Here is a 13,082-nt window from a genome sequence, read left to right as displayed (position 1 = left end):
GCACGAGCCGATCAGGACGCCCATCCCACGCAACCGGTCGAGACTTTGCTGGTAGGCGGGATGAGCAGCCTGGGCGGCGTTCAGGTAGGGCAGTACGACCGTCGGGATGCCCATGCCGTACGCCTCGCACAGGATGCCCAGGGCGAGGGTGTCTGAGATCCCGGCGGCCCACTTGTTGATCGTGTTGAAGGAGGCCGGGGCGACGGCGATCGCGTCCGCCGGGGGCAGTGGGCGCGGGTCTCCCGGTGAACGCCAGGCGGAGCGGATCGGATACCCGGTCTGCGCCTCGACTGCCTTCGCGTCGATGAAGCCGAGGCCCTGCGGTGTGGCGATGACGCCGACGTCCCAGTTCGCCTCCTGGGCCGCAGTGATCAGCTTGCCGACGTCACGGGCAACACCTGCCGCGCACACGACGATGTACAGGAAGGGTTTCTTGTCCGGGGCGGTCGGTTCGGTCACGCGGGGACTCCCAGTTGGCGGCTGAAGTGGTGCAGTTCCGGCAGGGTACGTCGACGGTCCCGGGCGGCCATGTCGGCGACCAGGTTGCGGACGTCGGGGCGACGGATGTCCTGGGCGGCGCAGGTCTCGGCGATGCGCAGGGCCTGGTAGCCGTCGGCAAGGCGGCCCTGCTGGCTGTAGGCGCGGGCCGCCTCCACCCACAGGGCGGCGCGGCGCTCGGGGACCGGGATGTGCCGGCGCATGAGGGGGCGAGCCGCCTGGAGGGCGAGGCCGGCGTCGCCGAAGGCCACCAGGGCGCTGAGTTCGTGCAGGGCAACATTGGTCGGGCTGAAGGTGGCCCAGGCGTCGGGCCGGTCGAGAGTGACGTACCGGGAGACTTCTTTGGCCTCGGTGAGGAATTCCTTCGTGGCCGCACGATCACCGCGGCTGCTGGCCGCGGTCACGCCACGCAGGAGCAGCAGTCCTACGGCGGCGAGGTACTTCGGAGAACGCCGGTCGTAGGAGCCGGTGAGCTGGTCGGCTGTGTGCCGGACCAGGGTGACGGCCTCGGTGGCGTGCTTCTCGCGGACCAGGACGTGGGCCTGGACACGGACGCTGGAGGCGAGGACCACCGGATCCCTCGAGCGTTCGGCCTCGGCCATCGCCCGGCCGACGGCGAGCCACGCGTTGCCCTGGTCATGCTGCTTGAGCAGCAGGCTGGTCGCCGTCTGGTACGCCGTGGCCAGTAGCCCGGACACCGTATCCCTGTCCGTCGCATCGCTGGCAGCCAGTCGCAAATCGGCGATCAGGCTCGGGAGGGTGCGCTCCAGCTCGGTGTAGTGGCAGGTGTGGAAGAGTCTGAGCGCTGCCCCGACTCGTTCGTACAAGACGGCCGTGTCCTGTGGGCCACCGGCGCCCGCAGGGCCGGGGCCGGGCAGGAGTACCTGGACGAGGGCGGTGTGCGAGGCGGAAGAGCCGGCCGGGGTCGCGAGCGCTGCGATGCTCGCGGCGAGGAAGTTGCGGCGGTGCATGTCATCAGCTTCTGGATCGGCGGCGGAGGCGTCCTGAGTGAGGGCGAGGCCCAACTCGTGGGGCGGGATGTTCAGTTCCTGCGCGACGGCGCGTAGTACGCGGATGTCCTCAGCGCCGCGACCGCTCTCCAGACGGCTCACCTTGGACTGGTGATACCCGAGCGCTGCGGCCACATCGTGCTGTGAACGCCGCTGTAACACCCGCGCCTGACGGATCCGTTCGCTGATCCGTCTGACTTCCCCATGTGCATCGGACATCTGCCACGGCCCCTTCCGCCGTCGCCGATCCTGCCTGCTCAATCGAGCATAGGTCAGCCGTAGTTGGCGGTGATGCAGCTCCTGCATAACTCATGCAGCCCCCGCGCTCGGGCTAACCGCTCACGGCGACAGGCTGGTTGCTTGGTGTGGCCGCACCTACACCGGGAGGCCGCTCATGGAAGCGCACCAGCTCACTCTCTCCGTACCCGCAACGCCCGCCGCAGCGACCGCCGCCCGGCATCAGGCCGTGGACGTGATAGCGGGTTGGGACGCGGGACTGAGCACCGAGGTGGTGCGCACGGCCGAACTCGTGATCAGCGAGCTCGTCACCAACGCGGTCCAATACGCCGACACCGGATCGGTCTCGCTCGCGGTCCGTCTCGACGAGGACGTCCTGCGGATCGAGGTCTGCGACACGAGCCCGGTGCTGCCCCAGCCCGGTCTGCCCGATGCGGACGGCGAGGGCGGCCGGGGCCTGTTCCTCGTCGCCGCTCTCAGCGACCGGTACCGCGCCGAGCCGACGGAGAGCGGCAAGCGCTGCTGGGCCGAGATCGACCTGACCACCAAACCGAACCAGGAATTCGCCCATTCCCTCCCTCTGCAGAGGAGTTGATGATGACGACCACCCGTGACCCCGGCGTGGCCGCCGAGGTGATCGCCGTACGCCCCGGCCCGCCGCTCGTCGGCACCGTGAGCGTCGACGGCTCCAAGAACGCCGCCCTACCGCTTCTGGCCGCCGCGGCGGCCCTCGGCCGCCCGGTTCGGCTGGGCAACGTCCCGGACAGCACGGACGTCCAGATCATGCTCGCCCTTCTGCAACAGGCGGGCTGGCACGTCGCACAGTCCGAAGGCGAGCCGAGCACGGCTGTGATCCTGCCGACGGAGGTACACCGGGGATTGCCCGATCTGGCGCAGGCCGCCCACATCCGCGCCTCGTACTACCTCGTCCCCGCCCTGCTCGCGCGTTACGGCCAAGCGCGGCTGCCCTGGCCGGGTGGCTGCCGGATCGGTGCGCGCGGGATGGAACTGCACTTCAAGGTGTACGAGGCGTTCGGTGACCGGAGCGAGCAGGACAACTTCGGATACCGCGTCGAGGCCGTCACGCCTCACACCGGCACCGTCTCACTCGTACTGCCCTTCCGCTCTCGCGGTGCGACAGCGGCGGCGACCCTGCGCGCCCTCACGACCGGCCGGCCCTTACGGCTGGGCCAACCCAACCTCTCGCCGGAAGTTCTGAGCGTGCTCCACGCACTGAGTTCGGTGGGCTGGGAGATCCGCGCCAGCGAGCATCTGCTCACCCTCTCACCGCCGTCTTCGCCGCCGACTGACGCTGCGGTCTGGTCGGTGCCCGGTGACAAGATCGAGGCCGCCACGCTGGCCTGCGCGATCGCCGCGACAGGTGGTACCGCCCGCGTCACGGGCGTGCAGGGCGAGGACGTAGGCCCGTTTGTGGCTGCCCTTCATCGACTCGGCATCCCCGCCGACGCGGAGCCGGACGGACTTTCCGTCCGCGCCCAGGACGCAGTCCCCACCGGTCGCCCTCTGCGGGCCATCGCCTCCCTGAGCCCGACCGGCCTGGACGCCGACTTCGAACCACCGCTCATGGCACTCGCCCTCGGGCTGCCCGGCACCCATCTGTTCGCCGACGCCATCAATCCCGGCCGCCACGGCAACCTGCTGCCGCAGTTGGCCCGCCTGGGCGCCGCGATCGTGGAGATCTCCCCCACCGAATGCCGCCTGACCGGCCCCCAGCAGCTGACGGGCGCGGGCGTGGAGGCCACCGACATCCGCACCGGGTCCGCCCTCATGATCGCCGGCCTCACGGCCCGAGGCATCACCACCATCGGCGGCCTCGCCCAGCTGCGCCGCGGCCACGCCGACCTGTCCGGCAAGCTGCGCACGCTGGGCGCCGACATCTGCGAGGTCACCCCATGACCACCGACGGCCGGAACCTGCACCAGATCGTTGCCACGACCGACGTCCACTCCGCCTTCGACAAGGCCACACCGTTCCTGGCCCACCTCCACGCCCTCCGCCCCACCTCGCTCACCGTGGACTGCGGCGACTTCTTCGAGGGCAGCGGCTACTACCGCCTCGCTCACGGCACGATCGAGCGGGAGATCCTGCTCAGGCTGTACGACGTGCTGGCCCCAGGCAACCACGGCTGGAGCCACCACTTCGAGCCCGACCTTCACCAGCGCACTGTCTGCGCCAACGCCGTGGATGCCGACACCGGCGATGCTCTCTTCCGCCGCCTGTACATCGCCGACATCGATGGACGGCGCGTCGGCGTAACCGCTGTGATCGGCCAGCAAGCCTTCCACTCGATCCCCTCCGCCCAACGAGCCGGCCACTGCGTCACCGATCCCGTCCAGGCCCTGCGCGAGCTGATGCTCGCCCACCACCACGAGGTGGAAAGCTGGGTCCTGCTCAGCCATTCCGGCTTTGAGGAGGACCTCAAACTCGTGGCGGCCTGCCCCTTCCTCGACGTGATCTTCGCCGGGCACTGCCACAGCGATCAGTACGGGCCGATTCACGTCGGCGACACCTTGGTCGTCAAGGGCCGCGAACTCGCCGACGGCTATGCGATCGCCACGCCCGTGGGCACGGGATGGGGTGCGGGCATCACCTGCTTCCCGGATCGGGCCCCGAGCGTCGTTCCCACGGAGCTTGCGCGCCTGCACTCACACATCGAGGACGTCAAGCAGCAGCTGACCAGCGTCCTCGGCCCGATCAGACCGACCTACCACCATCAGGCCCTCGACCGGCGCGGCTTGCTCGTGGACCTCACCGCCCGCCTGCGTACAGCACTCGGGGCAGACGCAGTCATCCTCAACGAGACGGCACTACGCGCCGTACCACTCGGCGACACCCTCACCCTGGGCGACCTGCTGTCCATCGAGCCGTTCGCCAACCAGCTGGTGCACGCCCACGTGCCGGAACCGGATCGCCGCGACCTTCGTGGCCTGCTGTCGCGTCTGACCACCCAGGCCGGCCCGCTCGTCACCGCCCCCGATCCCTTGCCGGACGCCATCACCACCGTGCTGACCACCGACTACCTCGCCGATACCTGCCTCGGCGAACGCGCTCACGAGGCCGGCCTGCGCCTGGACCAGGTCGTCCAGCACGTCCTCACCACTCCCGACACCACGGATGGAGGCAAGCAATGATCCTCACCGGCCCCGAGATCGAGGCAGCCGTCCACGACGGCCGACTCCGCATCGCCCCCTTCATCTCCGACCAGGTCAACCCCAACAGCTACAACGTCCGTCTCGGCCCCACCCTGATCACCTACACCAGCGAGGTCCTGGACGCCCACCGCCCCAACCCCACCCGCGAGACCACTATCGGCCCGGACGGGCACGTCCTCCAGCCCGACGAGCTCTACCTCGGCCACACCCTCGAAGAGGTCGGCTCCGACACCTTCGTCCCGCTGCTCTTCGGCCGCTCCTCCGTCGGTCGGCTCGGCCTATTCGTGGAAATCACCGCCCCCGTCGGCGACATCGGCTTCCACGGCCAGTGGACGCTGATGCTCACCCCGACCCGACCGCTGCGGGTGTACACGGGCATGAAGATCGGGCAGGTCATGTTCTTCGTCTCCGCCGGCCCCATCGACCTGTACCGCGGCAAGTACCAGGCCGCCACGGGCCCGCAGCCGTCGGCCTACTGGCGCGACGTTGCAGGACTTCGGGCGGTGGCTTCGTGATCCTCACGGGACCTGGCATCGCCGCCGCCGTCCAGGCCGGCGAGATCACCATCGACCCGTACGACCCCACCCGCATCTCCCCGAACGCCTACGACTGGCGCCTCGGCGATACTCTCCGCATCTGCGACGGCGACCTCGACGCCGCCACCCCCACCACGTTCACCGAGCAGCTCATCTCCGCCACCGGCCTGGTGTTGCAGCCCGGGATGCTCTACCTGGGCGTCACGCTGGAGAGGACCGGCTCGGAGACGTACGCACAGATGCTCAACGGCGACCGCACCATCGGGGCCCTGGGCATCTGGGTCCACGTCTCGGCCCCGCTCGGCCACCAGGGCCACGCCATCCGCTGGACCCTGGAGATCCGCGCCGCCCGGCCCGTGCGTGTCTACCCGGGGATGACCTTCGGGAAGCTCGTCTTCCTCACCGCCTTCGGCGCCCTGGCCAGCTACCAGCAGCAGCCCGCCAAGTACGCGGCGACGGACGGCATCGACATCTCCCGCCTCTACGAAGAGATCCCCGGAGGAGTCCAGTGAGCCTCCACGAGGCAGCCGGGCCGCTGGCCGCCACCTTCCTCGACCTACCCGCCGGAAGCCCCGGCGGCAGCGTCGAGCTCTTCCTCGACCTCTACACCGGCGACCGCCCGCTCATCCCTGCTCGCGCGTTCATGCTGGGCCGATCCAGTCCCACCCACCACATCCCCGCTGGGCTCGACCTGTTGCCCGTGGCCGGAAAGTGCCTGGAAGGCCCGGCCTTCGGCCGCTACGTCACAGCCCTGCGAAAGGCTCTCGCAGGAGCGATCGACCCAGCCCAAATCGGCGTCCTGCACCTCCAGCACCTCACCTTCGGCGCAACTCCCGCCCTGATCCGGACCCTGCCCCTGCACCCCCGGATCGCTCTGGTCCACGGCACGGACCTGATCTTCGCCGAGGCCCATCGCGACCAGCTCCAGGTCCTGCGCGAGACCGCCAGGGCGGCCGATGCGATCGTCGTACCCACAGGGGCGATGGCCGACCACCTCCTCAAGCTCGCCCCGCAGATCGACCGGCGCAAGATCACTCACATCCCCTGGGGGATCCCCGACCATCTCCTCACCGACCCGCCGGCCCGGCCCACCCGCACCTCCACCAGCCACCTACGACTGCTGTACGCAGGACGCCTGACCGCCGAGAAGGGCGCCGAATCCCTGATCAAGAACCTGGCCCCCATACCAGGCATCGCGCTCAGCATCGCCGCCCCCAGAGCCCAGTTCCATGCCCTGGCCCCACTGCTGCAACGGGCAGGCGTGCGGGCCCGCTACCTCGGCTGGCTCCGTCGCCCACAACTGTGGAAGGCGTTCGCCGAACACGACGTACTGGTCATGCCGTCCACCACGCTGGAGGCCATGGGCCTGGTCGCCCTGGAGGCCCAAGCCTGCGGACTGCCGGTCCTTTACCAACCCGTACCCGGCCTCAGCGAAGCCCTCGCCGCCACCGGTACGGCCACCGACTTCACCCACTCCGCTGCCCTGGCCCGTGACCTCGACCGTCTGCGCACCTCTCCCGGCCTGTTGTCCGCCCTACGGCAGGCGGGCCACGCGAACGCGGCGCGCTATCCGCTCTCGGCGACCGCACAGTCCCTGACCGACCTCGGCCGCCAGCTCACCTGAACTGCCTTCCGTGCAGCCCGCCACGCCGCTGCCCGGGCCACTCCGTGAACGTCACTACGCTGACCGGCGGAATGCCCCGGCGAAGAGGGAGACCATGACGTACGACAGCGACCGCATCGAAGCCCTGTTGGACGAGGGCGTACGCGCCAAGGTGTACCCAGGCGCCGTATGGGCCGTCGGCGACGCCAACGGCACCCGCATCCAAGGCGCCACCGGCGTCCTCGACCCCGACGAACCGGACGTGCCGATGCGCGCCGACACCGTCTTCGACGCCGCCAGCCTCACCAAGATCCTCGCAGTGTGGTCGTCCATCGGCGCTCTGTGGGAGGACTGCGCCCTCGACCTCGACCAGCCGCTCGGCACCTTCTGGCCCGGGGTCACCGGCCATCCGCTCGGCACCGTGACCGCCCGACAGCTGTTGACACACACAGCCGGCCTTCCCCTGCGGGCTCAGCTGAAGAACCTCTACGGCACCAACCAGGACGACATCCGCCGAGGCGTGCTGCACGAGCAACTCCACCGGCCACCAGGCGAGGTCGTCGAATACACCGACCGGGCCGCCCTCATCCTCGGCTACCTCGCCGAACACCTCTCCGGCCAGACGTTGGACGAGCTGGCCACCGTCCGTGTCTGGCGCCCGCTGAGCATGCACACCACCCGCTTCGGCCCACTGCCCGATGAGATCGCGGCCCGCTGTGCCCCGACTGAACTCGACCAGGACACCGACACTCACCTCAAGGGAACCGCCCACGACTTCTCCGCACGCCTCCTGGGCGGAGTCTGCGGCATCGCCGGCGCCTTCACCGTCCTCGACGACCTCGCCGCCTTCCTGCGCTACATGTTGGACACCAGTACTGCACCGGAGCGAGCCGGCTTCGGCCGCGCGTGGACCGCGACGTCACTGACCGTGCAGACCGGCACCTTGGCACCCGTACGCGGCCTGTTCTGGCACTCCGCTCCCGGGACCGCCCCAGCCGACGGCGTCTGGGTCCACTACGGATTCACCGGAACCGGTATGTGGATCTCACCCCGCCAAGGACGGTGGGCCGTACTACTGACCAACAAGCTCTACTACACCCGTGATCGGCAGCCCTTGACCGACGTCCGCAACGCCTTCCGAGAGCTTGCCTTCATCTGAGGCGGGGACGGCTGGACACGACTACAGTTCCACAGGCCCCGCTGAAGCCGTGAACAGGGCCATTGAACGGTTGACCGGGCACCGTGTCGGGCTCGACGGCTCATCGTTCCAAGCCCGGAAAGCGGGCGGTCCCGTGGCCCAAATCGGCCGCCCGCAGAGCACTTGAAGACGTGGTCGGGCTACCCGCTATCGGCGGCGAAGTCGTCGCCGGGACAGCCCATGTCTGCGTACTCGGCACTCGGCGACTACCCCACCGCCGGACACCACGCCCACCGCTGCCTGTCCGCCCTCCGCCCCCACATGGTCAGGTCCCGGGCCATCACCACGACCCGGCTCGCACACGCCCAGCTCGCACAAGGCGACGCCAACGCCGCCACGGCCACCGCGATGGAAGTGTCCGCCGACGCCGCCACCCGACACGCCCGCGTGTCGCGCATGCTCCAGGAGTTCGGGGCCGCGCTGCGCGCCACCGCCTCCGGCAGCACCACCATCCAGACCTGGACCGAGCACACCGCCACCTGGAGGATGGCCGCATGACCACGGCGCCCGCCATCGACCTGCGCACCTTCACCGCCCTCGATGCCGTCCGCGGCGACCTCCTCGACGTGTACGCCGACGTGCGCGCCCCACTGCTCCACCTGCCGAACTACGCGGTAACCGCGTTCGGCGAGCGCCTGGACCGGCACGGCACCGAGCCGGGGTTCACGGCCGTCCTCGCGTATGTGGACGGACATCCGGTCGGCTACGCCTACAGCAACACCATCGAGCACGGCGACCGGTACTGGCAGCGCACCAGTCCGACGCCGGCGGAGAAGTACACCGAACGTCCGGCCGTGGCGCTGAAGGAGATCGGCGTCCGGCCGGCCTGGCGGAAGACCGGCACCGCCCGCCGCATCCACGACGCCCTCCTCGTCACCCGCGACGAGCCGTTCGTCACCCTCATGGTCAACCCGGCCGCCGGCGACGGAAAGGTCCACGCGCTCTACCAGTCGTGGAGGTACGAAGACATCGGACAGAGCCAGCCGTCACCGGCCTCGCCGGTCCTCACGGTGATGATCCGCGCCATCCGCTGACCGACGCCCACCCCTCCATTGGGCGCGGGGCGGTTCAGCCCCTGGCTTGACGTGCCACCAGGCGAAGGGACGGCAGTGGGACAAGGTCGGCGTAAGGCTGGACGAGACCGACGTGGCGGCACTGCGGAACGGCCTCGACCCAAGCAACGAGGATCACCGCTCGCTCTACGTCGCACTCACCAGGGCGCGACACCTCAGCCTCGCAGTGTAAGAGCTCGTGACCCCGGGATCTGGTCACCGCCCACCCCACCAACATCGGCTCCACACAGGTCACGACGTCCCCACATGCGTGAGCGATCCGTGAGCGGACGGCGAACCACGAGCTGCCCCACACAGGATTGATGATCCTGCCGCGTGGCGCTGACCAGGGAGAACAGCGCCACGCGACAGGCGCGAGCACCACAGAACACAGATTCGATCCCACTCATACAGCGGGTGTCGCAGGTTCGAATCCTGCAGGCACACCAGCGAAAACGGCTCGGACCGACCACGGTCCGGGCCGTTTTGGCAGCCGCATTTGACGGCAGGCGACCTTGCGCCCGCCCCGGCCGAGCCGAGTATTCCCTCAGGCCGCCGCGGGCACCGCGGCGCGGCGCTCGGCCTCGTCCAGCCATTCGATCAAGGAGGTGCGGGCGCGGGCGACCCGCGAGCGCACCGTGCCGATCGGGCAGTCGCTGACGCGGGCCGCCTCCGCGTAGGGAAGTCCCACCATCTGAGTGAGGACGAATGCCTCACGGCGGTCGTTGGGGAGCGTGTCCAGCAGCTCGGTGAGAGCGACGCCGTCATCGAAGCCGGGCAGGTCGCGCGGCTGGGTGCGTTCGGCGGCCGACTCCCAGTCGTCCATGTCCGACAGACGGGGCCGGGACGAGCTGTAGCGAATGCTGTCGACAACCGCGCGACGGGCAATGGAAAGCAGCCAGGTGCGGGCCGAGGAACGGCCCTCGAAACGGTGCAGGCTGCCCAGGGCCCGCAGGAAGGTGTCCTGGGTCAGGTCGTCGGCGCTCTGGGGGTCGGCACCGAGGTATGTCACGTAGCGGCGGACGTCCCGGTGCAGGGCGCGTACGAAGAGGTCTACGGCATCGGGATCGCCGCTGCGGGCAGCGAGCGCCCAGGCCGTGATCGACTCTTCTGTCGAGTTCGTCCTCGATTGTTCGCGCGATGGAGGCAGGGCAGGAGTGATCACCTGGTATCTGTCCTTCTCGGGAATCAGGTATCCGGTGTCCGGGCCGGCACGCCCCGCGGGGCAGCGGGCAGCACGGTGGAACCAGTGATGGGGTGGACGGCCGGGCGCGGGAGCGCACGGCCGATGCCCGAGGCGGGGAACCGACGGCTCGACGGCTCCGGGTACGGCCCCGGGGAACCAGCTGTCGTCAGGCGACAGCGGTCCCCGCGGGCGGACCCCGAGTGGTGATCGCGTGCGTGAGGAGGAGGTGGCGCGGCGCCCGGTCCGAGCTCGCTCGACGAGCGCGGACGCCCGGCTGGTGCGGCGGGGCGGGNGGAGAAACAGGCGCAGCGGTGCGACGAGCCAGCCGGCGAGGGCCCGCAGGATGCGGAACACGGCGCGTTCGCCGCACGCGAGCCACAGGCCGCACAGCAGCGCCGCCAGCAGGTGGGCGACGAGCATGCCAGTCGAGGACATGCCAGTCATGTCATGACCGAGGGAACCGGCGGGCTCCATGTGGTGTTGCATCGAGCCCGTCGAGCCCATGGAATTCATTGATCCCATGGAATGCATGAAGTGCGTGGCGCCCATCCCGTGGTCCATGGAGCTCATGGACATCGGCCTGGCGTCATGCCCCGCGCCCGGTGCCGGCGGTGCGCCGCACAGGAGGTAGGTGAACCACCGCTGGGCGAGCGGTATCCCGCCGGATGATGCGGGGTCCACGAGGGCTTGAGCGAGAGAGAACGACGAGTGGAGTACGGCCTGAACGGCCACCGCGACGGAAGCGACGAGAAGCGGTCCGCGTTCCCGGTCGGCCAGCCACCAGGCCATGCCGCCCGTCGCCACCGCACCCGCGGTCATGGCCCACCAGGGCACCGCAGTTCCCGACATCATGACGTGGCCCAGGGCGGCGAACAGCACACAGACGGCCGCGAACACCGCGGACCGCACTGTGCGAGAACACCACCCAGCAGTCACGGCGGCCTCATCCTCGCATTCGCGCTTCCATGGTCACCGGAGGGTACGGAAACCGGTCTGATGGCCCCTCACCCCAGAAGTAGTGATGCAGGCCACAGTAACGAACGGGAACTCGTAGGGGTATGGGTCCGACTTCTCTCGAAGTCCCGGAGGTTTCCCGGGTGGGAGGGAGGAGCGTCGGTGGCGGCGGACCAGAGTGAGATCCGGACGGCGGCCGGGAGCGGCCCGGCATCTGCGACCGGTGCCATGACCGCGCTGCTGACCTGCGCCATGGCCTTCTCGATGATGCAGCTGTTCCTGCTCGGCGCGCTCGGACCGCGGATCGTGGACGACCTGAAGGTGTCGCCGACCGTGCTGGGGCTGACGACTACCGTCGGCTTCGGGGCCGCGGCCGTGCTCTCGCCGGTGGGCGGACGTGTGGTGGACCGGCTGGGTCCGCGCCGCTGCCTGGTCGCGCTACTACTGGTGTCGGCGGTGGCGCTGGCGCTCATCGGGTCGGCGCCGGGCGCCGCGTTCATGCTGGCGGCGGTCGCGCTGGGAGGGCTGCCACAGGCGCTGGCCAACCCGGCCACGAACAAGGCGATCCTGGCCGCCGTGCCCGCGGAACGTCGCGGTTCGGTGACCGGCATGAAGCAGTCGGGGGTGCAGTTGGGTGCGTTCGCCGCCGGGCTGCCGCTCGCGGCGCTGGCCTCCGTCGCGGGGTGGCGGGGTGCGGTGTGGACGGCTGCCGCGATGGCCGTGGTGGCCGCGTTCTGGGCTGCTCGCGCGCTGCCCGCCGATCCGCCGCCGAAGTCCGCGCCGGCCTCCTGGGTACCGCGGGGCATGGTCGCCTGGCTGGCGGTCTTCTCGCTCCTGCTGGGCTGCGGCATCGCGTCGGTGAACACGTATCTGGCCCTGTACGGCGTGCGGCGGCTCGAGCTCGGGCCGACGGCGGCCGGTGCGCTGGTGGCGGTGCTGGGCATCGCGGGCATCGCCGGGCGCGTGGGCTGGTCGAAGGTGGCGGGGAAGCCGGGCCGGGCGGTGTGGTTGCCGGGCGGGCTGGCCGCCGGTGCGGTGGGGGCCGCTCTGCTGCTGGCTGCCTCGGCGTACGCGCGCCCGCTGGCTTGGGGTGCGGCAGTGGCCGTGGGCGTCTTCGCGGTGGCCGCCAACGCGGTCTCGATGGTGCTGGTGATGCAGCGTGCGGCGCCCGGCCGGGCCGGACAGGACTCGGCCCTGGTCTCGGCCGGTTTCTTCGCCGGGTTCGCGATCGGCCCGCCGCTGTTCGGGCTGCTGGCGGACGCCGGGCGGTACGGAACGGGATGGCTGCTGGTCGCGGGAGAGTTCGTGGGGGCCGGCGCGGTGGCGCTGACGTGGGCGATGCGTGAGCGGCGATCGGTCGTACGGCGATGAGCACGGGGCGTGCGTCGGCAGGCCGTGACAATTCCGGGTGGGCCGGCCCTGCCTTGGAGTCCGTCCTGAGGCGGGTGGCCGTCACCCAGGCCGAAGTCGGCGACCGTTTCCCGCTGTTCGCCGATCCCGGTACCGGCCGGTGGACGACGACGAGGAGGGGCTCGTGGGCGGGCGGCTTCTGGGCGGGGCTGTTGTGGCTGCGCGCCCGGTACACGAAGGACGAGGGCGACCGCGAGGCGGCGGCGATGTCCACCGGCCGGCTGG

Annotated in this window: 13 protein-coding genes and 3 pseudogenes; 12 read left to right on the top strand and 4 right to left on the bottom strand. The window is 70.2% G+C overall.

Translation table 11 applies throughout. The features are described 5' to 3' along the window. Together RH94_RS22465 and RH94_RS22460 are read right to left on the bottom strand one after the other, a co-directional pair. Positions 1 to 459 (bottom strand): flavoprotein (locus RH94_RS22465; RefSeq protein WP_234425961.1); only part of this gene is annotated, 459 nt, incomplete at its 3' end. Then, positions 456 to 1,727: a helix-turn-helix domain-containing protein gene (locus RH94_RS22460; RefSeq protein WP_079189139.1), complete on the bottom strand. Its 1,272-nt coding sequence runs from the start codon at positions 1,725 to 1,727 to the stop codon at positions 456 to 458. The genes RH94_RS22460 and RH94_RS22465, both read right to left, overlap by 4 nt. A gap of 175 nt (positions 1,728 to 1,902) precedes the next feature. On the opposite strand from RH94_RS22460, the gene RH94_RS22455 reads away from it, so the two are divergent. From RH94_RS22455 to RH94_RS46750, 10 genes and pseudogenes are all read left to right on the top strand, one after another. Further along, on the top strand, positions 1,903 to 2,340 hold the full coding sequence (locus RH94_RS22455) for an ATP-binding protein (protein ID WP_073949334.1): 438 nt from the start codon (positions 1,903 to 1,905) through the stop codon (positions 2,338 to 2,340). A gap of 2 nt (positions 2,341 to 2,342) precedes the next feature. Next, positions 2,343 to 3,662 carry a UDP-N-acetylglucosamine 1-carboxyvinyltransferase gene (locus RH94_RS22450; RefSeq protein WP_199881032.1) on the top strand — a complete coding sequence of 440 codons (1,320 nt, stop codon included), beginning with the start codon at positions 2,343 to 2,345 and terminating at the stop codon, positions 3,660 to 3,662. Next, a complete protein-coding gene (locus RH94_RS22445) occupies positions 3,659 to 4,897 on the top strand; it encodes a bifunctional UDP-sugar hydrolase/5'-nucleotidase (protein ID WP_073949332.1) in 1,239 nt (412 codons plus the stop codon). The genes RH94_RS22450 and RH94_RS22445 overlap by 4 nt, the downstream gene beginning before the upstream one ends. After that, positions 4,894 to 5,433, top strand: a complete 540-nt coding sequence (gene dcd / locus RH94_RS22440) for a dCTP deaminase (protein WP_073949330.1) — start codon at positions 4,894 to 4,896, stop codon at positions 5,431 to 5,433. The genes RH94_RS22445 and dcd overlap by 4 nt, the downstream gene beginning before the upstream one ends. Then, complete coding sequence (locus RH94_RS22435) at positions 5,430 to 5,966, top strand: dCTP deaminase (RefSeq protein ID WP_073949328.1); 537 nt, start codon at positions 5,430 to 5,432, stop codon at positions 5,964 to 5,966. Before dcd ends, RH94_RS22435 begins: the two co-directional genes overlap by 4 nt. Continuing rightward, positions 5,963 to 7,078 carry a glycosyltransferase family 4 protein gene (locus tag RH94_RS22430; protein ID WP_073949326.1) on the top strand — a complete coding sequence of 372 codons (1,116 nt, stop codon included), beginning with the start codon at positions 5,963 to 5,965 and terminating at the stop codon, positions 7,076 to 7,078. Before RH94_RS22435 ends, RH94_RS22430 begins: the two co-directional genes overlap by 4 nt. 94 nt (positions 7,079 to 7,172) lie before the next feature. Next, positions 7,173 to 8,216: a serine hydrolase domain-containing protein gene (locus tag RH94_RS22425; protein WP_073949324.1), complete on the top strand. Its 1,044-nt coding sequence runs from the start codon at positions 7,173 to 7,175 to the stop codon at positions 8,214 to 8,216. 219 nt (positions 8,217 to 8,435) lie between these two features. Further along, positions 8,436 to 8,753: pseudogene (locus tag RH94_RS22420) on the top strand (hypothetical protein); the annotation flags it as partial. After that, positions 8,750 to 9,289 carry a GNAT family N-acetyltransferase gene (locus RH94_RS22415; RefSeq protein ID WP_199881031.1) on the top strand — a complete coding sequence of 180 codons (540 nt, stop codon included), beginning with the start codon at positions 8,750 to 8,752 and terminating at the stop codon, positions 9,287 to 9,289. The pseudogene RH94_RS22420 and the gene RH94_RS22415, both read left to right, overlap by 4 nt. Before the next feature lie 46 nt (positions 9,290 to 9,335). Beyond that, on the top strand, positions 9,336 to 9,500 hold the full coding sequence (locus RH94_RS46750) for an ATP-binding domain-containing protein (RefSeq protein ID WP_079189138.1): 165 nt from the start codon (positions 9,336 to 9,338) through the stop codon (positions 9,498 to 9,500). Positions 9,501 to 9,854: 354 nt separating this feature from the next. Here RH94_RS46750 and RH94_RS22405 read toward each other — a convergent pair whose 3' ends face one another. Then, positions 9,855 to 10,472 (bottom strand): sigma-70 family RNA polymerase sigma factor, encoded by a 618-nt coding sequence (locus RH94_RS22405; protein WP_073949322.1) that lies wholly within the window; start codon positions 10,470 to 10,472, stop codon positions 9,855 to 9,857. Between the two features lie 314 nt (positions 10,473 to 10,786). Continuing rightward, positions 10,787 to 11,390, bottom strand: a pseudogene (locus tag RH94_RS22400) (hypothetical protein); the annotation flags it as partial. A 219-nt stretch (positions 11,391 to 11,609) separates the two neighbouring features. Between RH94_RS22400 and RH94_RS22395 the strand changes: the two are divergent. Together RH94_RS22395 and RH94_RS44215 are read left to right on the top strand one after the other, a co-directional pair. Further along, positions 11,610 to 12,818: an MFS transporter gene (locus RH94_RS22395; protein ID WP_407697341.1), complete on the top strand. Its 1,209-nt coding sequence runs from the start codon at positions 11,610 to 11,612 to the stop codon at positions 12,816 to 12,818. 74 nt (positions 12,819 to 12,892) lie between these two features. Continuing rightward, positions 12,893 to 13,082 (top strand): annotated as a pseudogene (locus RH94_RS44215) (sugar ABC transporter permease); the annotation flags it as partial.

The sequence above is a fragment of the Streptomyces kebangsaanensis genome (assembly GCF_001906585.1).
Classification (GTDB): domain Bacteria; phylum Actinomycetota; class Actinomycetes; order Streptomycetales; family Streptomycetaceae; genus Streptomyces; species Streptomyces kebangsaanensis.
The sequence above is the reverse complement of the archived record's forward strand: the minus strand, read 5'-3'. Positions and strand labels throughout refer to the sequence as shown.